General features: G+C 57.6%; 17 protein-coding genes and 1 pseudogene. 14 read left to right on the top strand and 4 right to left on the bottom strand.

What is annotated here, in order from left to right; genetic code table 11:
• Window positions 1-45 precede the first annotated feature (45 nt).
• Complete coding sequence (locus GVL50_RS07955) at window positions 46-4,836, bottom strand: dermonecrotic toxin domain-containing protein (RefSeq protein ID WP_159812394.1); 4,791 nt, start codon at window positions 4,834-4,836, stop codon at window positions 46-48.
• A gap of 231 nt (window positions 4,837-5,067) precedes the next feature.
• Between GVL50_RS07955 and GVL50_RS07950 the strand changes: the two genes are divergently transcribed.
• The 12 genes and pseudogenes from GVL50_RS07950 (at window position 5,068) to GVL50_RS07900 (ending at window position 15,657) form a co-directional block, all read left to right on the top strand.
• Window positions 5,068-6,108 carry an Ldh family oxidoreductase gene (locus GVL50_RS07950; RefSeq protein WP_159812393.1) on the top strand — a complete coding sequence of 347 codons (1,041 nt, stop codon included), beginning with the start codon at window positions 5,068-5,070 and terminating at the stop codon, window positions 6,106-6,108.
• Between the two features lie 328 nt (window positions 6,109-6,436).
• Entirely contained in the window at window positions 6,437-7,993 is a 1,557-nt protein-coding gene (locus GVL50_RS07945; RefSeq protein WP_159812392.1) for a TerC family protein, read from the top strand.
• A gap of 177 nt (window positions 7,994-8,170) precedes the next feature.
• Complete coding sequence (locus GVL50_RS07940) at window positions 8,171-8,419, top strand: type II toxin-antitoxin system Phd/YefM family antitoxin (protein ID WP_159812391.1); 249 nt, start codon at window positions 8,171-8,173, stop codon at window positions 8,417-8,419.
• A 36-nt stretch (window positions 8,420-8,455) separates the two neighbouring features.
• A pseudogene (locus GVL50_RS29265) lies at window positions 8,456-8,563 on the top strand (type II toxin-antitoxin system RelE/ParE family toxin); the annotation flags it as partial.
• A gap of 276 nt (window positions 8,564-8,839) precedes the next feature.
• A complete protein-coding gene (locus tag GVL50_RS07935) occupies window positions 8,840-9,688 on the top strand; it encodes a transporter substrate-binding domain-containing protein (RefSeq protein WP_159812390.1) in 849 nt (282 codons plus the stop codon).
• 175 nt (window positions 9,689-9,863) lie between these two features.
• Window positions 9,864-10,526, top strand: coding sequence for an amino acid ABC transporter permease (locus GVL50_RS07930; protein ID WP_159812420.1), 663 nt, complete (start codon window positions 9,864-9,866; stop codon window positions 10,524-10,526).
• A gap of 9 nt (window positions 10,527-10,535) precedes the next feature.
• Window positions 10,536-11,198: an amino acid ABC transporter permease gene (locus GVL50_RS07925; protein WP_159812389.1), complete on the top strand. Its 663-nt coding sequence runs from the start codon at window positions 10,536-10,538 to the stop codon at window positions 11,196-11,198.
• Window positions 11,195-11,992, top strand: a complete 798-nt coding sequence (locus tag GVL50_RS07920; RefSeq protein ID WP_159812388.1) for an amino acid ABC transporter ATP-binding protein — start codon at window positions 11,195-11,197, stop codon at window positions 11,990-11,992. The genes GVL50_RS07925 and GVL50_RS07920 overlap by 4 nt, the downstream gene beginning before the upstream one ends.
• Before the next feature lie 31 nt (window positions 11,993-12,023).
• Window positions 12,024-12,413 (top strand): RidA family protein, encoded by a 390-nt coding sequence (locus GVL50_RS07915; RefSeq protein WP_007912330.1) that lies wholly within the window; start codon window positions 12,024-12,026, stop codon window positions 12,411-12,413.
• A 158-nt stretch (window positions 12,414-12,571) separates the two neighbouring features.
• Window positions 12,572-13,336 (top strand): IclR family transcriptional regulator, encoded by a 765-nt coding sequence (locus GVL50_RS07910; RefSeq protein WP_159812387.1) that lies wholly within the window; start codon window positions 12,572-12,574, stop codon window positions 13,334-13,336.
• A gap of 39 nt (window positions 13,337-13,375) precedes the next feature.
• Complete coding sequence (locus GVL50_RS07905) at window positions 13,376-14,590, top strand: amino acid deaminase (RefSeq protein WP_159812386.1); 1,215 nt, start codon at window positions 13,376-13,378, stop codon at window positions 14,588-14,590.
• Between the two features lie 134 nt (window positions 14,591-14,724).
• On the top strand, window positions 14,725-15,657 hold the full coding sequence (locus GVL50_RS07900; RefSeq protein ID WP_159812385.1) for a sugar kinase: 933 nt from the start codon (window positions 14,725-14,727) through the stop codon (window positions 15,655-15,657).
• A gap of 115 nt (window positions 15,658-15,772) precedes the next feature.
• Here GVL50_RS07900 and GVL50_RS07895 read toward each other — a convergent pair whose 3' ends face one another.
• Both GVL50_RS07895 and GVL50_RS07890 read right to left on the bottom strand, forming a co-directional pair.
• A complete protein-coding gene (locus GVL50_RS07895) occupies window positions 15,773-16,048 on the bottom strand; it encodes a peptidylprolyl isomerase (protein ID WP_007912322.1) in 276 nt (91 codons plus the stop codon).
• A gap of 51 nt (window positions 16,049-16,099) precedes the next feature.
• Window positions 16,100-18,637: a PAS domain S-box protein gene (locus tag GVL50_RS07890; protein WP_159812384.1), complete on the bottom strand. Its 2,538-nt coding sequence runs from the start codon at window positions 18,635-18,637 to the stop codon at window positions 16,100-16,102.
• 129 nt (window positions 18,638-18,766) lie between these two features.
• On the opposite strand from GVL50_RS07890, the gene GVL50_RS07885 reads away from it, so the two are divergent.
• Together GVL50_RS07885 and GVL50_RS07880 are read left to right on the top strand one after the other, a co-directional pair.
• Window positions 18,767-19,873, top strand: a complete 1,107-nt coding sequence (locus GVL50_RS07885; protein ID WP_159812383.1) for a PilT/PilU family type 4a pilus ATPase — start codon at window positions 18,767-18,769, stop codon at window positions 19,871-19,873.
• A gap of 499 nt (window positions 19,874-20,372) precedes the next feature.
• Window positions 20,373-21,032 carry a hypothetical protein gene (locus tag GVL50_RS07880; RefSeq protein ID WP_159812382.1) on the top strand — a complete coding sequence of 220 codons (660 nt, stop codon included), beginning with the start codon at window positions 20,373-20,375 and terminating at the stop codon, window positions 21,030-21,032.
• A 76-nt stretch (window positions 21,033-21,108) separates the two neighbouring features.
• Here the strand turns inward: GVL50_RS07880 and GVL50_RS07875 are convergent, their stop codons facing one another.
• Window positions 21,109-23,064, bottom strand: a complete 1,956-nt coding sequence (locus GVL50_RS07875) for an acetoacetate--CoA ligase (RefSeq protein ID WP_159812381.1) — start codon at window positions 23,062-23,064, stop codon at window positions 21,109-21,111.
• Window positions 23,065-23,110 lie beyond the last annotated feature (46 nt).

Genomic DNA, 23,110 nt, shown 5'->3' with positions numbered 1-23,110 from the left:
TGTCTCAATCATGCGCAGGCCTGGCCTGCGCATTTTTTTGCCTGATTACGGCAAAGTTGCTGGCACCGGATCCAGTTGCCGGCCCATCTCGCCGATCAAAAAAGCAATCGAGTCGGCATTGCGCAAAATAGTCTCAATGCGCGGATGTGGCGTTTGTTGATCGAGGAAGGCATTGCGTGCGTCGTTCAGCGTGGGGCTCAGCGTGGCGTCGAGTATCTGTCGGCTGACGTGGGTCATGTCAGGCAGTTGATCGAAGCCAATCCAGGCTTGTTGCTTATCGCTCCAGCGCGAAAACAGCTCTTGTCGCGGGGTGGCCAAAGACAGCGCTTGACGCTGGAACGTCTGCTGAGTGTTTTTCATTGCGATGCCTTGGCCGGTAAGGGTCTCGATCAAATCGCTGAAGGGCCGGCGGGCTTCCAGCGAGGCAATGTCTACGGCGTTGCAGATTTGATGGGCAAATTCATGAATCAGCACGGACGCCTGGGCATGCCCGTCGACATTAAAGGGTTCGGTCAGAGAAGATTTGTACCAGTCCAGTTGCTGGGAGAAGAATTTTTCGGTGAAGTGCACCTTGCGTTGCTCATCCTCATCCAGGACGAAGGCAATCAGGTTGGCGCCGGGGTATTTGTTCGAACCAATGACGAAGCGCTCGGTGTTCATCAAGTCCTCACTCGGATTTACCAGCGCCGTGCACACCGGGACGATCGCCTGTTTTATTTTGTTGATCAGCGTGTCGTCGATCTGACTCACATCAAAGAACTGCTTGAGGAAGCGATCGAGTCGGGTGCCGACCGGTGCACTGCGCAGTTGTGCCAGATTATGCAAGCTGTTGAATGCGTAATAGCGGGCCATATCGATGGCCTGCACCAGCATCCGCGCTTTGTCCGGGTATTTGCTGCGGATGGCCTCCATGCCGAGTGCCTCGATGTTCAGTACCAGCCGGCGTTCGCGGTCGGCGGCGAAGCGGTTGTACATCTTGGACATCGCCTTGCCGTAATGGACGGTGTGACGATCCGGATCGATAACCAGCTGTGTGCCTCCCTTGCGTAATGTCGGACCATAGGACTGTGCATTCGCCATGCGCCAAACGGCGCCGGGTTTGTCGACGCGATAAACCTTGCCGGCGATGGCGGCATAGCGAAGCCTGTCGGCGTTATTGATGTAAGTCCCGCTGTGCGGCTCAAGGGACAGGTCTTTGAGTGCGACTGTCGTGGTTTCGAAGTGTTGCAGGGCGGTGCGTGACGGTGCAGTCACTTGGATCTGCTGTAGCCGAGGGGCCACTAACGGCGGCTCTTCGGAGGCAGCCTTTAAAGGGGTTACGGACTCAGCGGACGACTCCATCGACAAACGGCCCATGCTGACCATTTGTATCGCACCGGCAATGAATGCTTTCAGTGCGGGTTTCCAGTGATGATCCTGCAGTGCCTCGGCCGAATCCTTGAAGTCTTTGTAGCTTTGCCAAAGAAACGACAGGTAACCCAGCTTGCCCGGCAGAAGCCCTGAAAGCAGTTTGCTGCCATCGCTGAAGAGATTTTTCGCAGCCTCCCAATCTGTCTGCGCTGCAGTTTTCAACTGGCTGCCGAGCAACTGCGGGAGGAGCGCAATATTGTCGTCGTACAGTCGGTGAAAGATATTACCCGTGACAGGGTTCACAGCGAGCGTCATCTCGCTGACCTCGCCCACGCTTGAAATCAACAAACTTCGCAGCGACGCCTGCTGGTGCTCGGGGGCGCGGCGTATGAGCAGATCCTGCAAGCTCCCCGGTGTGTTCAGTGCTGCGATCAGATCCATTTCGCTCGCAAACTCGCGAAACACCTCGTCGGCATAAGGCGCATAAAGCACCAGCGGATTGCGCGAGCGATGGTCGGAATCGATCACGTACATGGCGAGCGCTTCAACGGGCGCCGCTCTCGGCGTCTTGATCAGCGACAGTGGATAGATATTTGCGTGAGCTCCCTCGACGGTGGCGCGAGCCTTGCCATCTGGCATGTCCAGCACTTGGGCGATCAGGTCGAAAGCCTTGTCGGACAAACGTTGTTGCAGTTTCAAGGCGTGCGCATGCTGTAACAGTTGCCACGGTAACTGGCGGAAAAAGCGCTGTTTACGTGCATCGGCTTGAGGGGAGGGTACAGAAAGGGCATCAGTGACCCTTTTTGCGTAATCAGTGGATATTGCCAGCGACGCCAGCATTTGTCTGACGGCCTGTTGATCAAGCCCCCGCGGTAACGGTTGGGCAGTCTCCGACGCTACGCTGAAGCCAGTGCCTTGCGCGACGTTGACGTGATTCAAGGCAAACTCGGACAGGCTGCGCGCGGGTCCCGCGAGGGCCAGATTGGGGATGATCTCAATATTTTGCGGCTCAAGATTGCTCCCGGGGAATCGCACATCGAGTAACGACTTCAGCGTTTCTCGTACATAGCGCTCCAATGAAGGAATGCCGTGCAGATAATCTTCGTCATCGGTCACGCTGTTGTGCCATTGCTCCAACAATTCCAGATGTAATTGCTGCTCGTCGATCGATGCCATACCCAGCCAGATCGGGAGCGATTGCTGCTGCCTGATGGCTTGCGCAACGTCAGATGCACGCTGCAAGTTGGTTTCGACCAGGGTTTTACTGAGCAGTGTCAACGAATCACTGAGGCGGGCGGGATCCTTCAGGCGTGCGCGCAGTTGCTCGCAACGGGCCAGGTAGTGATTGATCGCCGATTGCATGCACGCCTCCATCACATTGCCTTCGATCAGTTGCAGCGACCCCAACTGGTAATTCCGGCGGAGCAATTGTTGTGGCGGGCGAAGGTTTTCCAGCAAAGAAAGGCGCTGAACACTGTCGAGCAAGCGCTGATTCAATGTTTGTCGGACGCTGACAATTCCGTCAAATGCCTCCAGCCCCAAACTCGGAGTCCACAGAATGACGCGCCCGGAGTGCTCGACATCCAGACCTCCGCGCTCCGTGAGCAAAACGCATTGATCCAGGGGAAATGCCTGTGTCTCACCTGAGCCTTTCACCGTAAGTGCCCAGGCATCGGGACGAAACCCATTGAGCGTTCGGCGATCATTACGCGTGGGCTGGTCGGCGTTGAAAACGGTATCGACGATCGCCCGTTGCGGTTTTTGCAGCGTGCCGTAAATCATCCGCAGTTCCGCTTCGCCACGCACGCCTACGTAAAAAGCATGGGCCAGCCGGGTCTTCATATGCTCCAGGTAACTGCGCTGGGAAGCTGCAGTCGTGTGGGGTTGTGCGGCGAAATCACGGGCGAGGGGGGCTTTGACGTCGGCGAATGACTTTATCGCCAGCGTCGTCTTGTCGGTCAGCACCCACGAAGGTTGCGCCCGACCGAACAGTACTGGACGTGTGCTCCAGCGCTCACCGGCATCGAGGGTCAGCAATTGCTCATTCAGCATCGTGCGGATGTCCAGCGCCTTGTCGACCAAGGCATGCACATCGATGACGCCATCGCTGTGGCGAAACACCTGCAAGGCGTAGTCGAGGTTCTGCCGTTGTTTGGTGATGATCAGTTCGAACAGCACTTTGAAAATGGCGCCGGAAATCACCTCTCCCGTTACCTGCGGACGGTCGTAACCAATAAAACGATTGCGTTCTTCGAGGCTGAGCAACCCGTAGAGCTGGTCTTCATGCCCGGCTCGCTTGAATTTTCTGAGTAAAATCTCCTTCAGATCCGCGTAGTCCTTGAGTACATGCAGACCCTGAGTGGGGGTATAGAGGTAGGCGTTGTCGTGGCTGATCATCAAGGAACCGGCCAGTTCGACGAAGTTGGCCTGGTACTCCCACATCCTTACGGTTTCGATGGTTGGCAGGCGAGAAACGGTGGGAAGCGGTTCGATCATTTGATGCAGGGTGATGAATTGCGTGGCGTCAATGATGCTGGCTTCACGTTTGAGCAGCAGATCCGCGCGGGCCTGGTCTTCCACCGCTTGAGCGAAAAAATCGCGACGGGATGATCCGTCAGCGCTAGGTGCCTGCCAGTAGGCTTCGAGTTGATCAAACAACAGCACCGCTAACTTTCCCGAGGCGCTTTTCACGGCACTCTCCCAGCGGGCTTGATCATCAGGTTGTGTAGCAATGGTCGGGTTTGAGAACTCGTGCTGTTGGCCTGCCGGCCAGCATTGGTTGCGGTAATACATCAGCACGGCGTCGCTCAGACTCATGGAGTCCAGCCAGTGGCGAGTCGCGCCGTTGTCGGGGCTGAGGTAAAAACTGACGCGGGTTGCACGTGGCGATCCGGCTTGCACGTCGCTGCGTAGTAAATCATCCATGACCTGTTCAACAAGCGTACGCAGCATAGGCAGTTGCTTCAGCTCGATCAGCATGGCCTCGGCATTCTCGCGTTGAGCCTGCGTAATCAGCGCCTGCTGATCTTCGAATATATCCCCGGCAATCGGTTCAAGCGTGACCCGGATAGCGCCTGAATCCAGCAGTTGCTTGCGTCGGGATATCGGTAAAAAGGCCAGCAGTCGTTCAGCGTCACCTGGCGTGTTCAGCCGTGTCTCCAGTCGTTCCAATAGATCAGCGCGGCTGTGGTGTTTTTTGATGCCTTCATACGGGGTGTAGAGGATCTCGCCACCGTCATCCGGAGTGGCACCCAGGACAAAACAGCCCGCCAGCGGCACCGCAGCAGCGCCAGGAATGCTGAGCATAATGCGCTGGGCCAGCATTGGCGGGGATTGTTGGCTGCGTAATGCCTGCGTGGCGAGTTCGGTCAGGGCCAGCCAATCGAAGTCCTTACGTGACAAACCATGGATTGGGCCCAGTTCGCCCCAAAGGCCGGGTGACTTCAAGGTTTCTGGAAACAACAGCGGAGAATGAGTGGCTGGCATCAACGAGTCTCGACAAGGCGCACGGGTCGCGCCGATAGATTGAGGCTCTAGGGTATGGATCGAAGAAGGTGGGCAGGTGGTACATAGTTACCGCACACACAGCCTGATAATGCGCCAGTCTGTGACGCCGTTGCCCTCGGCAAGGGTTGACACGCTGCCTTGCAGGCGTGATTAATCGATTCGCGAATTCGTACGCTGTTGTTCCCTCCAATAATTAATCTGGAGCTTCAGATGTCTGCGCCATCCGATCATGTGTCTGCTGCTGTTTTATCCACGCTGTCGCTCGAAGAACTGACGCAACTGCTTGAAACGATTTTTTTGCGCCACGGCACCTCTGCGCAGGTCGCTCGATCACTGGCCGCTAACTGTGCCGGCGCCGAGCGTGACGGGGCGCACAGTCACGGCGTGTTCCGTATCCCCGGTTATGTGTCGACCCTGCAAAGTGGCTGGGTCAACGGGCAGGCTGTGCCGCTGGTGGAGGATGTCGCTGCCGGATTTGTGCGGGTTGATGCCGGTAACGGGTTTGCCCAGCCAGCGTTGGCGGCGGCCCGTCCGTTACTGACTGAGAAAGCACGCAGCGCCGGGATCGCGGCGCTGGCGATCCGCAATTCCCATCACTTCGCGGCACTGTGGCCGGACGTTGAGCCATTCGCCGAGGAGGGCCTGGTCGCCCTGAGCGTGGTTAACAGCATGACGTGCGTGGTGCCACACGGCGCCGATCGGCCATTGTTCGGTACCAATCCGATTGCGTTCGCTGCGCCGCAGGCCGGGGCCGCGCCGATCGTCTTCGATCTGGCCACCAGTGCCATCGCTCATGGTGACGTGCAAATTGCCGCGCGCAATGGCGAGCGTTTGCCGCCGGGCATGGGCGTCGATAGCCTTGGTCAGCCGACGCAAGATCCCAAAGCCATTCTGGAAGGTGGCGCGCTGTTGCCGTTTGGCGGGCACAAGGGCTCGGCGCTGTCGATGATGGTCGAGTTGCTCGCGGCGGCACTCACCGGTGGAAACTTCTCGTTCGAGTTCGACTGGAAGAATCATCCCGGCGCGAAAACGCCATGGACCGGTCAGTTGCTGATCGTGATTGATCCCTCCAAGGCGTCGGGCCAGAGTTTTGCCGAGCGCAGCCATGAACTGGTGCGGCAAATGCACGGCGTCGGGCTCAAGCGTCTGCCGGGTGATCGTCGGCATTTGCAACGTGAGAAGTCGCTCAAGTACGGCATTGCCCTGGAGACACACACTTTGGAACAGCTGCAGCGGCTGGCCGGACACTAGGTTTATCAGTGGACTCCATCGGCTGCCGGAGAGGCTTCGGCAGCCCATCAAAGCTGTGCTTTACAGATTTTGAAATAATTTGCGACTGGGGAAAGGCCCGCTTCTGCCTGTACGCTTCAAGGCCTTTTTTCTTTCAGGATTTGCATGAACACCCTCTCGGAGCCTCCCAGTTATCCGTTTCCCATGCGCCACGGCGCGGTCTTGACGCACTCGCAGCATCCGGTTTTCCGACACCCGACTATCGTAGACAACGCAGCTTCAGAGCTATCGCGTTGCACTTCGTCGTGTCCGGCAGCCTGAATTTACTGAAGAGAGATCGAGATATTTTATGGAATGGTTAGCGGATCCCACGGCCTGGTTAGGCTTGTTGACTTTGATCGTGCTGGAACTGGTGCTCGGCATCGACAACCTGGTGTTCATCGCGATTCTGGCGGACAAACTGCCGCCGCATCAGCGTGACCGCGCGCGAATCATCGGCCTGTCGCTGGCGCTGATCATGCGCCTGGGCCTGTTGGCGAGTATTTCCTGGCTGGTGACCCTGACGCAGCCGCTGTTCGAGGTGTTCGACAAGAGTTTCTCCGGTCGCGACCTGATCATGTTGTTTGGTGGTGTGTTCCTGTTGTTCAAGGCAACCATGGAGTTGCACGAACGGCTGGAAGGTCATGTCGGCGAGCGCACCTCTAACACCGCGTATGCGCTGTTCTGGCCGATCGTCGCGCAGATCGTGGTGCTCGACGCCGTGTTCTCGCTGGACGCGGTGATTACCGCTGTCGGCATGGTGGATGAGCTGGCGGTGATGATGATCGCGGTGATCATCTCCATCGGTCTGATGATTGTTGCGAGCAAGCCGCTGACACGCTTCGTCAATGCGCACCCGACGGTGATCATGTTGTGTCTGGGCTTCTTGATGATGATCGGTTTCGCCCTGACCGCCGAAGGCCTGGGTTTCCACATCCCGAAAGGCTATCTGTACGCAGCCATCGGCTTCTCGATTCTGATTGAAGTGTTCAACCAGATTGCCCGTGCCCGTCGCAAACGCTCGATGCAGGGTTTGCGTCCGATGCGTGAGCGCACGGCCCACGCGGTCATGCGTCTGCTGGGCGGACGCAAACTGGCAGTGGAGGAAGTGGGCGAGGAGATTTCCGACCTGCTCGACAACGGCGAAGCGCCGAGTACGGAACTGTTCGACCGCCGCGAGCGCGTGATGATCAGCGGCGTTCTGCAATTGGCTGAACGTCCGATTCGTGCCCTGATGACTGTGCGCGCCGATGTCGACTACATCGACCTGGCCGACGACGCCGAAGCGATTCGTACACGATTGATGCATTCGTCCTACTCGCGATTGCCGTTGATTCGCGATGGCGCGGTGGATGAACCCCTGGGCTTCGTGCACAAGAAAGAATTGCTCAAAGAGTATCTGGCCGGTGAGGAGCCGAATCTGGAGCACCTGGCGCGCAAGTCGATCAATCTGCTCGAGAGCTATTCGATTCTCAACGCATTGGAGCAAATGCGTGCCGCGTCGACCCACATCGCGTTTGTGGTCAATGAATTCGGTGATTTTGTCGGTATCTTGACCATGACCGACATCCTTGAGTCGATTGCCGGTGAATTACCCGACGCCAGTGAAGTTGAAGGCCCTGACGTGGTTGAAGAGCAGGGCGGGTTTATGGTCAGCGGTGCGCTGAACCTGACACGGGTGCGGCAGCGCACAGGGTTTGGTGCTGAGCCGACTGAGGACTATCAGACACTGGCCGGGCTGGTGATGAGTTTGCTGGATCGCTTGCCGATGGTGGGCGATCGTCTGGAATACGAAGGCTGGCAGATGACGGTGGTGGCGGTTGAAGAGCGGCGGGTGACGCGGGTGTTGCTGATAAAAAATGACTGATTGATTTGCTGGTCTTACTGGCCCCTTCGCGAGCAAGCCCGCTCCCACAATTGGAATGCATTTCAGGTGTGGGAGCGGGCTTGCTCGCGAAGCGGTGTTCAAGGCAACGCGTAGGAGTCATAAGCTCTTGCGAGTGCTGTTTTTAGTACCACTCAAAGCACCCCAAGGAACACCCTCATGACACATATCGTTCTTTCTAACGTGGTAGCGAGTATCTCTGAATTGAAAAAAAATCCGATGGGTGTCATGGCTGCTGGAGGAGGGCAGTCCGTAGCAATTCTCAACCGAAACAAGCCGGGGTTTTATTGCGTGCCGGCAAAAGAGTACGAGGCAATGATGACGCGCCTGGAGGATCTGGAACTGATTGCGCTATGCAAAGAAAGGGAAAATGACCCCACCATCAAGGTTTCAACTGATGACCTGTGAGCTTGAGTTTTCTTTAAAGGTGTTGAAGGAATGGAGGGTTATCGATTGGGCTACCGCGTAAGAGACGAAGTGTTAATCGTGATAGTGATAGCGGTCGGTAAAAGAGCACGTGGAGAGGTTTACGATAACGCGGCAAAGCGTTGAATCAACGTTAAAGCGGATTTTTCGCTGCACTGAATCAGCGCATTCTTATCTGAATTGGGAACCTGCTACCCGCGCCTCGTAGCCAACGGTAGCGCCGACAATCAAATCGCTTTGATAACTCCACGCCCCACACTTCACCCATCCCTTTGATTCAAAAAACATTTCAATCCATTGCAGATTCCTCGTGATTCCTGTGGCACACTTTCTGCTGTCTATTCCGTAGTAACAAACCGTGTTCCGGTATAGCGGAATAAACACAAATCTGGAGTGCTTGCCATGCATCGCCGTCCTTCCTTGTTTAAAGCATGTGTTTTTGTTCTTGCAGCTTCATCCACCGTCATGGGTCTGGCCCAAGCGGCCGACAGCAAGCTCGACAGTGTTCTCGCCCGGGGCAAGTTGATCGTGGGCACCGGCAGCACCAATGCGCCGTGGCACTTTCAGGGCGCGGACGGCAAGTTGCAGGGATTTGATATCGACATCGCCAGGATGGTGGCCAAAGGTCTTTTCAACGACCCGAGCAAAGTCGAGTTCGTGGTGCAGTCGTCCGATGCGCGGATTCCCAATCTGCTCACCGACAAGGTCGACATGAGCTGCCAGTTCATCACCGTGACTGCCAACCGCGCGCAGCAAGTGGCGTTTACGCTGCCGTACTACCGCGAAGGCGTCGGCCTGTTGTTGCCGAACAACAGCAAGTACAAGGAAATTGAAGACCTGCAAGGCGCTGGCGACAGCGTGACCGTGGCCGTGCTGCAAAACGTCTACGCCGAAGAATTGGTGCACCAGGCACTGCCCAAAGCCAAGGTCGATCAGTACGACAGCGTCGATCTGATGTATCAGGCGGTGAACTCCGGCCGTGCCGATGCCGCCGCCACCGACCAGTCCTCGGTCAAATACCTGATGGTGCAGAACCCTGGCCGCTACCGCAGCCCGACCTATGCGTGGAGCCCGCAAACCTACGCCTGCGCCGTCAAACGTGGCGATCAGGACTGGCTGAACTTCGTCAACACCACACTGCATGAGGCCATGACCGGCGTTGAATTCCCGACTTACGCCGCGTCGTTCAAGCAGTGGTTCGGTGTAGATCTGCCTTCCCCAGCGATCGGTTTCCCTGTCGAATTCAAATGAAAACTGCTGCGCTCGAAAATACTGCGTTGAAAACAGCCTCAAAATGCTCATTGACTGACGTCAACTCCGCTTTTTCGCCTGTTTTCGCCTTGTCTTTTCTTCGCTCGCGACGTTTCCAAATTGCTGAAGGAAGAGTGGGGCGATGCATGTCGCCCCGCTCAAGGTACTGCTGACCATGAACTATCAGTTGAACTTTGCCGCCGTGTGGCGCGATTTCGACACCTTGCTCGCGGGGCTCGGTCTGGGCCTCGAACTGGCGCTGGTGTCGATCGCCATCGGCTGCGTGATCGGCCTGCTGATGGCGTTCGCGCTGCTGTCAAAGCATCGCGCCTTGCGGGTGCTGGCTTCGGTGTACGTCACGGTGGTGCGTAACACGCCGATTCTGGTGTTGATTCTGTTGATCTACTTTGCCTTGCCGAGCCTCGGGATTCGTCTGGACAAAATCCCGTCGTTCATCATCACGTTGTCGCTGTATGCCGGCGCCTACCTGACCGAAGTGTTCCGTGGTGGCTTGCTGAGCATTCCCAAAGGCCAGCGCGAAGCGGGGTTGGCGATCGGTCTTGGTGAGTGGCAGGTCAAGGCTTACGTCACCGTGCCGGTGATGCTGCGCAATGTATTGCCGGCGCTGTCGAACAACTTTATTTCGCTGTTCAAGGACACTTCGCTGGCCGCTGCGATTGCGGTGCCGGAGCTGACCTATTACGCGCGCAAGATCAACGTCGAAAGCTACCGGGTGATCGAAACCTGGCTGGTGACGACGGCGTTGTATGTCGCGGCCTGTTACTTCATTGCCATGCTGCTGCGTTACCTCGAGCAGCGTCTGGCGATTCGCCGATAGGAGGCTGCGATGTACGAATCTCCCAGTTGGTTACACGAGTTGTGGATTGCCCGCGAGACGTTGCTGCAGGGCTTTCTGACCAGCGTGCAGGTGTCGGCGCTGGCGATTTTGTTCGGCACGATGCTCGGCGTTGTCACCGGTCTGGTGCTGACCTACGGCAAGTTCTGGATGCGCGCACCGTTCCGTTTCTATGTCGATCTGATTCGCGGCACGCCGGTGTTTGTGCTGGTGTTGGCCTGCTTCTATATGGCGCCGGCGCTGGGTTGGCAGATCAGTGCATTTCAGGCTGGTGCGTTGGGCCTGACGCTGTTTTGCGGCTCGCACGTTGCCGAAATCGTTCGCGGTGCGCTGCAAGCGTTGCCCCGTGGGCAGATGGAAGCGAGTCAGGCGATTGGTCTGACGTTTTATCAGTCCCTTGCCTACGTATTGTTGCCTCAGGCATTGCGGCAGATCCTGCCGACCTGGGTCAACTCGTCCACGGAAATCGTCAAGGCCTCGACCTTGCTCTCGGTGATCGGCGTCGCCGAATTGCTGCTCAGCACGCAACAGGTCATCGCCCGGACGTTCATGACCCTGGAGTTTTACCTGTTCGCCGGTTTTCTGTTCTTCGTCATCAACTACGGCATCGAGTTACTCGGCCGGCACATTGAAAAGCGGGTGGCCTTGCCATGATTGAAGCTCCAGTTTCCAACCTTCAAAACGGCCAGCCGCTGCTGGATATTCGTGGCCTGCACAAACAATACGGCGCGGTCGAAGTGCTCAAGGGTGTCGACCTGAGCATGCAGCGCGGCAACGTGGTGACGTTGATCGGCTCCAGCGGCTCGGGCAAAACCACGCTGCTGCGTTGCGTGAACATGCTCGAAGAGTTTCAGGGCGGGCAGATCCTGCTCGACGGCGAATCGATCGGCTACGACGAAAGCAACGGCAAACGCGTGCGTCATGCGGAAAAAGTCATCGCTCGTCATCGTGCGATGACCGGCATGGCGTTCCAGCAATTCAACCTGTTTCCGCATTTGACTGCACTGCAGAACGTCACCCTTGGCCTGCTCAAAGTCAAGAAGATGCATAAGGACGAAGCCGTGGTACTCGCCGAGAAATGGCTTGATCGCGTTGGCTTGCTGGAGCGGCGCAATCACTTTCCCGGCCAGTTGTCCGGCGGTCAGCAACAGCGGGTGGCGATCGCCCGGGCCATTGCGATGAACCCGAGTCTGATGCTGTTTGACGAAGTCACCTCAGCCCTCGACCCGGAACTGGTCGGCGAAGTGCTCAACGTGATCAAGGGGCTCGCTGAGGACGGCATGACCATGTTGCTGGTGACCCACGAAATGCGTTTCGCTTTCGAGGTCTCGGACAAAATTGTATTCATGAATCAGGGGCGAATCGAAGAGCAGGGGCCTCCCAAGGAGCTGTTCGAACGCCCGCAATCGCCGCGTCTGGCTGAGTTTTTGAAAAGCACGCGGTTTTAAATATTCACTTTTGTAACCAGGAGAAACACCCATGAGCATTACTCGATACGGCACCGGCAGCACCGCCGCTGGTGGCCAGCCACGCCCATTCGCCCGCGCCGTTGAAGCCGATGGCTGGCTGCACGTGTCCGGTCAGGTGCCGGCGGTGGATGGCGAGATTATTGTTGGCGGCATCGTCGAGCAGACTCACCAGACCATGAAGAACCTGATCGCGATTCTCGAAGAGGCCGGTTATGGCCTGGAAGATGTCGTGCGCGCCGGCGTGTGGCTGGACGATCCACGGGATTTCAGCAGTTTCAACAAGGTCTTTGGTGAGTACTTCAAGCCTGAGCACGCACCCGCGCGGGCCTGTGTGCAGGCGAGCATGATGGTTGATTGCAAGGTCGAGATCGACTGCATCGCGTACAAGAAAAAGGCCTGATCAACGCCATGATCGTTCCCACGCTCTGCGTGGGAATGCCTCACGGAACGCTCCGCGTTCCAAGGGACGCAGAGCGTCCGGGGCTTCATTCCCACGCGGAGCATGGGAACGATCATTAGCGGTAAACTCCCGGCGACTTTGAATGGGAACCCACTGAAATGACCGAAGACACCATCAAGCGCCGGGCCCGCGGTCTGGATCGGGCGTTCGATATCCTCGATTTCCTCAAGGAAATCGGCCAGCCGCTGCGCCCGAACGACATCGCCAACGGCATCGGCAGTCCGAAATCCACGGTCTACGAACTGGTTGCCTCGTTACTCGAGCGGCGGATTCTGGAACCGGTGGGCAAGGACGGTCACGTCTATCTCGGCCGGCAGCTGTACTTCCTCGGCCAGGCGCATTTACGTCATTTCGACCTCAGTCGCGAGGCCGATCACGCCTTGCAGGAGATCGTCAGCCAGACCCATGAAACCGCGCAGATGTGCTTGCTCAACGGGCGCAAATACACCGTGGCATTGATGAAGGAGGGCGAGCGACATTTTCGCATTTCTTCTGACATCGGCGAAAACGCACCCATCCCATGGACGGCTTCCGGCCGTCTGCTGCTCGCGCATTTAAGCGATCAGCAAATCCGCGACCTGATCGACGAAGACGATTACATCCTGCCCGACGGCGAGCGTTTGCCGATCGAGCTGTTTCTGGCGCAAATCCGTCAGGCCGGCATCGACGGATTCTTCTCGTTCGACAGCGTTGCCGACACCTTCACCCATTGCTTCGCCGCGCCCGTCAAAGACCCGCAAGGCGTGGCGATTTGTACGCTGTGCATCGTCGCCCCTCGGGCCGATGCGAAAAACAATTACAACGACTATCGCCGGGTGCTGATCGAGAGTGCTAACAGCCTCGCCCGACGAATCAACGAATAAACGCGGCTGCCTGCAGCCGCGAATGTGAGGAGTTCGACCATGACGACTGTCATCAATTCTGCTGTAGATAAAGGTGATGCGGCCATCGGTGCCCATCTGGCCCGTGACGTCAGCCTGCCCGCGCTGGTGCTGCACCGCGAAGCGCTGGAACACAACATTCGCTGGATGCAGAAATTCGTTAGCGACAGCGGCGCCGAACTCGCGCCCCACGGCAAAACCAGCATGACCCCGGCGCTGTTCAAGCGTCAGCTCGACGCCGGCGCATGGGGCATTACCCTCGCCAGCGCGACCCAGACCCGTGCCGCTTACACCCACGGCGTGCGCCGGGTGCTGATGGCCAACCAGTTGGTCGGCACGCCAAACATGGCGTTGATTGCCGATCTGCTGGCCGATCCGTCGTTCGATTTCTACTGCATGGTCGATCACCCGGACAACGTCGCCGATCTCGGCGCTTACTTCGCCTCGCGCGGCGTGAAGCTGAACGTGATGATTGAGTACGGCGTGGTCGGTGGCCGTTGCGGCTGCCGCAGCGAGCAGGAAGTGATCGAGCTGGCCAAGGCGATCAATGCACAACCGGCACTGGCCCTGACCGGCATTGAAGGTTACGAAGGGGTGATTCACGGCGATCACGCGGTCAGCGGCATTCGTGAATTCGCCGCGTCGCTGGTGCGTTTGGCGGTGCAGTTACAGGACAGCGGCGCGTTCGCGATTCCGCAGCCGATCATCACTGCCTCGGGTTCGGCGTGGTACGACTTGATCGCTGAGTCGTTCGAAGCGCAGAACGCTGCCGGACGTTTCCTCAGCGTGTTGCGCCCGGGCAGTTACGTCGCGCATGACCACGGCATCTATAAAGAAGCGCAGTGCTGCGTGCTGGATCGTCGCAGTGATCTGCACGAAGGTTTGCGTCCGGCGCTGGAAGTCTGGGCGCATGTGCAATCGCTGCCAGAACCGGGTTTTGCGGTGATCGCGCTGGGCAAGCGTGATGTGGCTTATGACGCCGGTTTGCCGGTGCCGTTGCTGCGTTACAAGGCTGGAGTTGTACCAGCGGTGGGCGACGATGTCGGCGCGTGCAAGGTGACGGCGGTGATGGATCAGCACGCCTTCATGACCCTAGCGCCGGGTGTTGAATTGCGCGTCGGCGACATCATTTCTTTCGGCACCTCGCACCCGTGCCTGACGTTCGACAAATGGCGCACCGGTTTGCTGGTGGATGAGCAGTTGACGGTGATCGAGAGCATGGAGACTTGTTTCTAAGGTTCCAGACCGCATCGCGGCCATTCGCGAGCAGGCTCGCTCCCACTTTTTGGAATGCATTCAAACCGTGGGAGCGGGCTTGCTCGCGAAGAGGCCCGCCAAAACACCATCGAACGACCAGAGACACCGCCAACATGAACACCCTAAGTCCCCTGGGCCCCAACACCCCACGCATCGCCCTGATCGGCGAATGCATGATCGAGCTCCAGCAACGCGCCGACGGCAGCCTCCAGCAAAGCTTCGGCGGCGACACCTTGAACACCGCTGTCTACCTGTCCCGAGCCCTGGGCGACAAGGCGCAAGTCGACTACGTCACCGCGCTCGGCGATGACAGCTTCAGCGATGCCATGTGCCAGATCTGGACAGACGAAGGCATCGGTCTGGGCATGGTGCAACGCCTGCCCGGTCGTTTGCCGGGCCTGTATTGCATCCAGACCGACGCCAATGGCGAACGTCGTTTCCTCTACTGGCGCAACGAAGCGGCCGTCCGCGATTGCTTCACCACGCCGGCCGCCGAGCCGATTCTGGCCGCGCTGCCGGATTACGACGTGCTGTATTTCAGCGGCATCACCCTGGCCGTGCTCGGTGCGCAAGGGCGCGAGAAACTCATTCATACCCTGATCGAAGCCCGCCAGCGCGATGCGCGGATCGTTTTTGACAACAACTACCGTCCACGCTTGTGGGCCTCAGTGGAAGATGCGCGGGCGGCGTATCGCAGCGTCCTGCCGTATGTTGACCTTGCCTTGCTGACGGTGGATGACGAACAGGCGCTGTTTGGTTTTGCTGATTGCGATGAGGTGTTCGCCACGTACGCGCAAATCGGTACGCCGGAAGTGGTGCTCAAACGGGGCGCTGAGGCGTGTCTGATTCGCTGCGAGGGCGAGGTGTTTGAAGTGCCGGCGCAGAAAGTTGAGAAAGTCGTGGATACGACGGCGGCGGGGGATTCGTTCAGTGCGGCGTATCTCGCGGCGCGGTTGATGGGCGACAGTCCTGAAGAGGCCGCGCGGGCCGGGCATCAATTAGCAAGCCGAGTCATTCAAATTCCTGGTGCACTGATCCCCAGATAGATTCTGAATGGCCGCTTGCTGCGCAATCGGTTCGCGAGCAAGCCCGCTCCCACAGGAGAATGCGTTCCAAATGTGGGAGCGGGCTTGCTCGCGAATAGGCCCTTAAGCCAACACGTCAATCGCGGTAAAAAACCTGCACCAAGTGATACCCGAACTTGCTCTTGATCGGCCCATGCACCGTGCGCAGCGGCTTCTTGAAGATCACTGCATCAATCGCGCCGACCATCTGCCCCGGCCGCACTTCCCCCAGATCCCCGCCGCGCTTGCCGGACGGGCAGGTCGAGAATTTTTTCGCCAGCACATCAAACGCTTCACCCTTGGCGATGCGTTGTTTGAGCTGTTCGGCCTCTTCGGCGGTTTTCACCAGAATGTGGCGGGCTTGGGCTTTCATCGTGCGGTACCTGATAACGGGGTGACGGCGGGGCGCGGATTATGCCTCAAGTCACGGAGTTTGGCTGAGCATCGTGCGGATCTTGCTGGCCAGCAGTTCCAACGCAAACGGTTTGGCGACCATGTCCATACCGTCCTCAAGAAAGCCCTGACGTTCAGCGGCTTTTTGCGCGTAGCCGGTCATGAACAACACCTTTAGCCCGGGGCGATGCTGACGAGCAATCTCCGCCAGTTGTCGACCGTTCATGCCCGGCAGGCCAACATCGGTCACCAGCAGGTCAATGCGCGAGTCGGATTCCAGCAAGGGCAGGGCGGACGTCGCGTCTTGCGCTTCATACCCGCGATAACCCAACTCTTTCAACAGATCGAGCACCAGCATGCGCACCGCCGGGTCATCCTCGACCACCATCACGGTCTCGCCGCTGGCCGTGGGGGGCGTAACGCTCACCGGTTCAACCTCGGCGGCTTGCAGTTCAGGCGTTTTCAGTCGAGGCAGATACAATCGCACGCACGTGCCTTGACCCGGCACGCTGTCGAGGCTGACATGGCCGCCCGATTGCTGGGCAAACCCGTAAATCATCGACAGCCCCAACCCCGTGCCTTGACCAATCGGTTTGGTGGTGAAGAACGGATCGAACGCTTTCGAGCGCACAGATGGCGTCATGCCGGTGCCGTTGTCGCTGACCGCGAGCATCAAATAATCGCCGGCCTTGACCGGTTCCAGCGTGGTGATGTCGCTGCCATCAAGGTAAACGTTGGCCGTCTCGATCAGCAGTTTGCCGCCCTCGGGCATGGCATCGCGAGCGTTGATCACCAGATTGAGCAGGGCGTTTTCCAATTGGCTGACATCGGTGCTGACCGGCCAGGCATTGTCGGTCAGACGCAATTCGAGCTCGATCGGATCGCCTTTGGTTCGACGAATCAAGTCTTCAAGCGAATGCACCAGTTCGTTGACATCCAGTTTCTTGCGATCCAGCGACTGACGCCGGGAGAACGCCAACAACCGATGGGTCAGCGCTGCCGCCCGATTCGCCGAGGACACGGCCGCTTCGGTAAAACGACCAATCTCGTCGGCACGACCGTTGGCGATGTAGCGCTGCATCAGGTCGAGACTGCCGATGATCCCGGTCAACATGTTGTTGAAGTCGTGGGCGATACCGCCGGTGAGCTGGCCGACCGCTTCCATTTTCTGCGCGTGACGCAATGCATCTTCGGCACGCTCACGCTCGAACATCTCGTTTTGCAAACGCTGGTTGGCCTGCGCCAATTGCTCGGTGCGGGCGCTGACCCGTTCCTCGAGTGTCTCGTTGAGATTGCGCAGCGCTTCTTCGGTCTTTTTCCGCTCGGTTTCATCAATCACAAAAATATAGAAACCGTTGACCGCGCCATCCGGCCCGTGGCGCGGCACGTAATTCATCAGCGCGTGGCGCGTGCTGCCGTCGCGATGGGAGGTGTACAGGCTGAACGAGCACGACCGGCCGGCCAGTGCTTCAGCAATGTACGGCGCCCGCAGGAAATACGCTTCTTCGCCGATGACATCACGAATGGTGCGTCCGAACAGCTCCTGCGGGGTTAAGCCGTACCAGTCCAGATAAGCGGCGTTGTTCAGGCGAAAACGTTCTTCCTGATCGACATAGCTGATCAGGATCGGCATCGCGTTCATGATCAGTTGCAGTTCGGTCTGGCTCTGACGCAGCGCCTGTTCGGTGTGTTTGCGTTCGGTCAGATCCAGCGCAGCGCCAAGAAAACGCATGGGCCGGCCGTGGTGATCCTTGTAGCAACGGCCTCGGGCAAACACCCAGCGCAACTCACCGTTGGGTTGCAACAGGCGGTATTCCTCGGCGTATTCGGTGCCGTGGGTGATGCAATGTTTGATGCTGCGGGCAACCATCGCGCGGTCTTCGGGGTGCACGCCTTGCAGGTATTCGCTGATCGGCAACTGACTGGCACGTACCGGGTCGACGCCATGCAACTGCGCGAAATGCGCGTCGGCAATAAAGCGGTCCTCGCCAATGTCCCAATCCCAAGTGCCAACCGCATCGGTGGCAGCGAGGGCCAATTGCAGACGTTCTTCGCTTTCCTGCTGGGCCTTCAAACTTTGTTCGGAGCGTTGCTGCAGTTCCAGGGCAATGCGTCGACGTTCATTGGTTTCGATGGCCGTGACCAGAATCCCGGCGACCTGCGCATTTTCGTCGCGGATAGGGCTGTACGTCAGATCGAGCCAGAAGTCGGATTCCTGACCGTCGCGTTGCAAGGTGAAACGCCTTTCACTGTAGGTGCGCACCTGGCCTTGTAGGACGGCGCTGTAAATCGGGTCAGTGAATTCTCTAAGTTCCGGCCATATCTGGTGTGCAGGCTGTCCGAAAGCGTGCGGATGCTTGTGGCCGGCGAGCAACGCGAAGCCGTTGTTGTAGATCTGCGTCAGTTGCGAGCCCCACAGCAGCAACATCGGCATGGGCGAGTGAATCACGATGTCCACCGCAGTACGCAGGCTCTGCGGCCAAGTGCCAGCGGCGCCCAACGGGCTGCGACTCCAGTCGGTGCGGGCGATCAGAGCCTGGGCGTCATCAGTGTTCGGTACAGCGTTCATCGTTGGATCCTGAGGTTCGGTCGGTGAGGCGGCGTCTACTATGCTTGCAGAACGGTAGACGCTATGGGGCCGGGCGCGTCACGCGGCGGCTCATTTCGATCATTCAATGCTTCGCGGGTGTTTTTTGCCATGGAAATCGATGCACTGTTAACTCAACTGGCCAGCAAACACGGCTCGGATCTGTTTCTGTCGACGGGCGCGCCACCCAGCGCACGTTTCGACGGCGTACTGACCGCGTTGAGCGATCAGCCGTTCAAACCCGGTGAAGTGGCTGCCATCGCCACCTCTTTGATGGACGCCGAGCAGCGCCGCGAGTTCGAACGGGATCTGGAAATGAACCTGGCGATCTCGCGTACCGGCGTCGGACGTTTCCGGGTGAACATCTTTAAACAGCGTAACGACGTCTCGCTGGTAATCCGAAACGTGAAGCTGGACATTCCACGCTTTGAAGATCTGAAGTTACCGGCGGTGTTACTCGAGACGGTGATGCTCAAGCAAGGCCTGATATTGATTGTCGGGGCGACCGACTCTGGAAAGTCCACCACGCTTGCGGCGCTGATCGATCACCGAAACCGTCACAGCACCGGGCATATCGTCACCATTGAGGATCCAATCGAGTACATCCACCGCCACCAGCGCTCGATCATCAACCAGCGGGAAGTCGGGGTCGATACTCGCAGTTTCCATGCAGCACTGAAAAACACCCTGCGCCAAGCGCCGGACGTGGTCATGATCGGCGAAATCCGCGACCGGGAAACCATGGAACATGCGCTGGCATTTGCTGAAACCGGGCATCTGGTGTTGTCGACTTTACATGCGCACAACGCCAATCAGGCATTGGAGCGCATCGTGAATATGTTTCCGGAAGAGCGTCGTCCGCAGCTCACACAGGCATTGGCAAACAACCTCAGGGCCTCAGTTTCGCAGCGCTTGGTGCGCACGCTCGATGGGCAACGACGTGCGGCCATTGAAGTCATGTTGGGGACACCGACCATTGCAGATTTGATTCGCCGTCATGATTTGAATGAACTTAAAAATATAATAGAGAAGTCAGCAGATGCGCAGATGCAAACATTTGATCAGGCGCTTTATCAATTGTTTGTAGAGGGGGCGGTCGATGAGGCTGAGGCAGTAAGGCATGCTGATTCGGCCAATAATTTAAGGCTGCGACTGAAGTTGTATTCAGAGTTGTCCACCGATGAGAACAACCCTTCTGCAGATTGGGGATTGGTTTGAATTCGTAATGACTGTTGGTTATCAACAGAAGTGAACTAAGATTTTATGGTTCTCCGGTTTCTGTGTTTTCGTTTCTGGATAGTATCCATCTCGGCTTAATTAATGATCGAGTGGAGTGTTCTGGATATGAAAGCAAGAATCGACTTTGCTGATCGCGTGGGTGGTTATGTTTCATGCGTCTACGCGGATGAAGCAGAGCGTAAAAGCGTTATAGCTGGTTTGAAGTGTGCAGTAATTTGCCAACCATCAGCAAAGGCAAGTGGCGCCCTCGTGGCAGCATCGCTGAATATGTTGAGGTGTGCAGCGTCAACAGGAATAACAGTTGGTATGCGGTCAGTCGAAGCGGTAGGCCATGGGGCAGAAAAATGCTCGACTTCACGGGAACGCCACAGACGGCCCTGCCACTCGCGAATAAAAGTCTGCCGGACAGTTACACCCGTGACGTAGTCAGACAGGCTATGCCAATGGTCGACAGGAAATTTCTTCAGCGATCGAGATATTGTCCAAACCGGAGTCGATTATAAAAACCGATGTCGTAATGGGCTTGTTTTTTGGATCGACGCCAGAAATGCGAGACAAGCTCATGGCCTTCCTGAGAACCATCAGGATTGTCATTGCTGGCTGGTCGATCAGTAACTTCTTCCTCGACCCGTTAAAAGACAAAGTCCAGGTTGTTCAAGTCGACACCTCGGTCTACGCAGATTGGAGGAGGGCAGCCGTAGGGCAAAAGGCACACCATCAGTTTCTGAGCATTAATTGCGCCGAACTCAACAGCCGTTTCAGTTCTGCAGGTTTCAAAGTTGGAGAAGTCGCAGACGACCTTGTTCATGAGATGTTCCGTGCCAGTACCGGCAGATCCGAGGTGGCGCCTGCCACTGTTTCATTACAAGGGCGCAAAGGTCTGAACGTTGCGCCACTGCTGAACCTCGCCGCAGGTTATCTGGCGGAGTCGTCCGCGGACTCGACTGTTCGCTATCACAGCGCTTCGCGCGCGCTGGAAAATGCTGACACCTTTGCCGTGACAACGGCATTACTGCACCAGCTCACGGTTAATGAGCCAATGTTTGCGCGAAATCTTGAGACAATTGTTAATGCCGTTGCCGCCAGTGCGAATAAGCCCATCGTGGGCGAGGTCTGGATAGAGCTGAACACTCGATAAGCGCTGCGATAAAAGCTGCGACAAGAATGCCTGCACCGATACCGCGAAGTGATCCGCGCTATCGGTGCCTGCTGGCTTAGTCTTTGAGCTCCGGGCGATCGCGATATTGCTCAAGTGCCTGCGGATTAGCCAGAGCATCAGTGTTTTTGACGGTATCGCCGTGAACGACGTTTCTAACGGCCAGTTCCACGACTTTGCCGCTGATGGTGCGAGGAATATCGCTGACCTCGACGATTTTCGCCGGCACATGCCGTGGCGTGGTGTTGGCACGAATGACCTGGCGAATCTGCTGTTGCAGGGTTTCATCCAGTTCAATGCCGTCCTTCAGGTGCACGAACAGCACGACGCGCACGTCGTCCTGCCATTGCTGACCGATGGCCACACTGTCGAGTACTTGCGGGATTTTCTCAACCTGACGGTAAATTTCGGCGGTGCCGATGCGCACGCCACCCGGATTGAGCACGGCGTCCGAGCGGCCGTGGATCAACATCGCCCCGTGGGGCAATTCTTCAGCGTAATCTCCCTGCGCCCACGTCCCGGGAAACAGATTGAAATAGGATTGCCGCAGTTTCTCGTCATCCGGATCATTCCAAAGGCCAATGGGCATCGCCGGGAAATGGCGGGCACACACCAGCTCACCTTTCTCACCGATGACCGCTTGGCCCGCGTCGTTCCAGACCTCGACCGCCATACCGAGGCTCTTGCCCATCATTTCGCCACGGCGTACGGGCGACATTGGATTGCCGTTGACGAAGCACGAAACAATGTCGGTACCCCCGGACATGGAACTCAGGCACACGTCGGGTTTGACGTCGCGGTAGACGAAGTCGTAACTGCGTGGCGCCAGTGCCGAGCCAGTGCAGAGCAACGTTTTCAGGCTGCTCAAATCGTGGCTTTCGCGGGGTTTTACACCGTTGCTTTCGAGCGCGGCGAGGAATTTCGGACTGGTGCCGAAAACGCTGATGCGTTCATCGTCGATCAGATCCAGCAAGCGTTCGTTGTCGGGCTGAAACGGTGAACCGTCGTACAACACCACTGCGCTGCCGACGGCCAGCGCGGACACCAGCCAGTTCCACATCATCCAGCCGCACGTCGTGTAATAGAACAATCGGTCGCCGGAACCTAGATCGACGTGCAGGCCATGTTCTTTAACGTGTTGCAGCAAAACTCCGCCGGTACCGTGGATGATGCATTTCGGCACACCGGTGGTGCCGCTGGAATACAACACGTAGAGCGGATGGGCGAAAGGCACCGATATAAAAAACGGCTCGCCGCCAGTCACGTAAAACTCATCCCATAGCGTGATGTTTGCCAGCGTGTGGTAATCCTCGGCGCGGGCATGGGGCCGCGCGTACGGTACGACAATCAACTGTTGCAACGTCGGCAACTGTTCGAGGATTTCATTGAGTTTGGAGGTCTGGTCGATGTCGTTACCGGCATATCGGTAGCCCGCGCAGGTGATCAACACTTTCGGTTCAATCTGCCCAAAACGATCAATCACTCCATGGGTACCGAAATCGGGCGACGAGCACGACCAGATGGCACCGAGACTGGTGGTGGCCAGCATCGCCACCAGCGTCTGCCAGGTGTTGGGCATACATGCGGCAACACGATCGCCGCTGACGACCCCGGCGGCTTGCAGGCTGGCTTGAAATCCGGCGACCTGTTGCGCGAGTTCGGCCCAGGTCAGTTGTTCACGCTGGCCATTTTCAGCCACCGCAACAACAGCGACGGCATCGTCGCGACGGCGCAGCAGGTGTTCGGCGAAATTCAATGTAGCGCCCGGAAACCATTCAGCGTCGGGCATTTTTAAGCCTTCACGCAGCACCGCATCAGGTTGCGTATGGAAGCGAATATCGAAGAAATCAACGATGGCTTGCCAGAATTCAGGGCGCTGCTCGACGCTCCATTGGTGCAGGTCGGCGTAGCTGTCAAGGTTCAAGCCATGACGCTGATTGATCGAGCGGCGGAAGGTGTCCATCCGCGATTGGGCGATACGGGTAGCGTCGGGTTGCCAGAGGATGTCGGACATGGATTGCCTCTTGTTGTATTCATCTACAAATTCACACACATCCCTT

The sequence above is a fragment of the Pseudomonas sp. 18058 genome, assembly GCF_902706155.1.
Lineage (GTDB): Bacteria > Pseudomonadota > Gammaproteobacteria > Pseudomonadales > Pseudomonadaceae > Aquipseudomonas > Aquipseudomonas rustica.
This window is presented reverse-complemented; position numbering and strand designations above follow the sequence as displayed.

Coding starts and splice junctions, on each gene's coding strand:
- GVL50_RS07955 (WP_159812394.1), bottom strand. CDS start 4,836: ATGCCAGCCACTCATTCTCCGCTGTTGTTTCCAGAAACCTTGAAGTCA.
- GVL50_RS07950 (WP_159812393.1), top strand. CDS start 5,068: ATGTCTGCGCCATCCGATCATGTGTCTGCTGCTGTTTTATCCACGCTG.
- GVL50_RS07945 (WP_159812392.1), top strand. CDS start 6,437: ATGGAATGGTTAGCGGATCCCACGGCCTGGTTAGGCTTGTTGACTTTG.
- GVL50_RS07940 (WP_159812391.1), top strand. CDS start 8,171: ATGACACATATCGTTCTTTCTAACGTGGTAGCGAGTATCTCTGAATTG.
- GVL50_RS07935 (WP_159812390.1), top strand. CDS start 8,840: ATGCATCGCCGTCCTTCCTTGTTTAAAGCATGTGTTTTTGTTCTTGCA.
- GVL50_RS07930 (WP_159812420.1), top strand. CDS start 9,864: ATGAACTATCAGTTGAACTTTGCCGCCGTGTGGCGCGATTTCGACACC.
- GVL50_RS07925 (WP_159812389.1), top strand. CDS start 10,536: ATGTACGAATCTCCCAGTTGGTTACACGAGTTGTGGATTGCCCGCGAG.
- GVL50_RS07920 (WP_159812388.1), top strand. CDS start 11,195: ATGATTGAAGCTCCAGTTTCCAACCTTCAAAACGGCCAGCCGCTGCTG.
- GVL50_RS07915 (WP_007912330.1), top strand. CDS start 12,024: ATGAGCATTACTCGATACGGCACCGGCAGCACCGCCGCTGGTGGCCAG.
- GVL50_RS07910 (WP_159812387.1), top strand. CDS start 12,572: ATGACCGAAGACACCATCAAGCGCCGGGCCCGCGGTCTGGATCGGGCG.
- GVL50_RS07905 (WP_159812386.1), top strand. CDS start 13,376: ATGACGACTGTCATCAATTCTGCTGTAGATAAAGGTGATGCGGCCATC.
- GVL50_RS07900 (WP_159812385.1), top strand. CDS start 14,725: ATGAACACCCTAAGTCCCCTGGGCCCCAACACCCCACGCATCGCCCTG.
- GVL50_RS07895 (WP_007912322.1), bottom strand. CDS start 16,048: ATGAAAGCCCAAGCCCGCCACATTCTGGTGAAAACCGCCGAAGAGGCC.
- GVL50_RS07890 (WP_159812384.1), bottom strand. CDS start 18,637: ATGAACGCTGTACCGAACACTGATGACGCCCAGGCTCTGATCGCCCGC.
- GVL50_RS07885 (WP_159812383.1), top strand. CDS start 18,767: ATGGAAATCGATGCACTGTTAACTCAACTGGCCAGCAAACACGGCTCG.
- GVL50_RS07875 (WP_159812381.1), bottom strand. CDS start 23,064: ATGTCCGACATCCTCTGGCAACCCGACGCTACCCGTATCGCCCAATCG.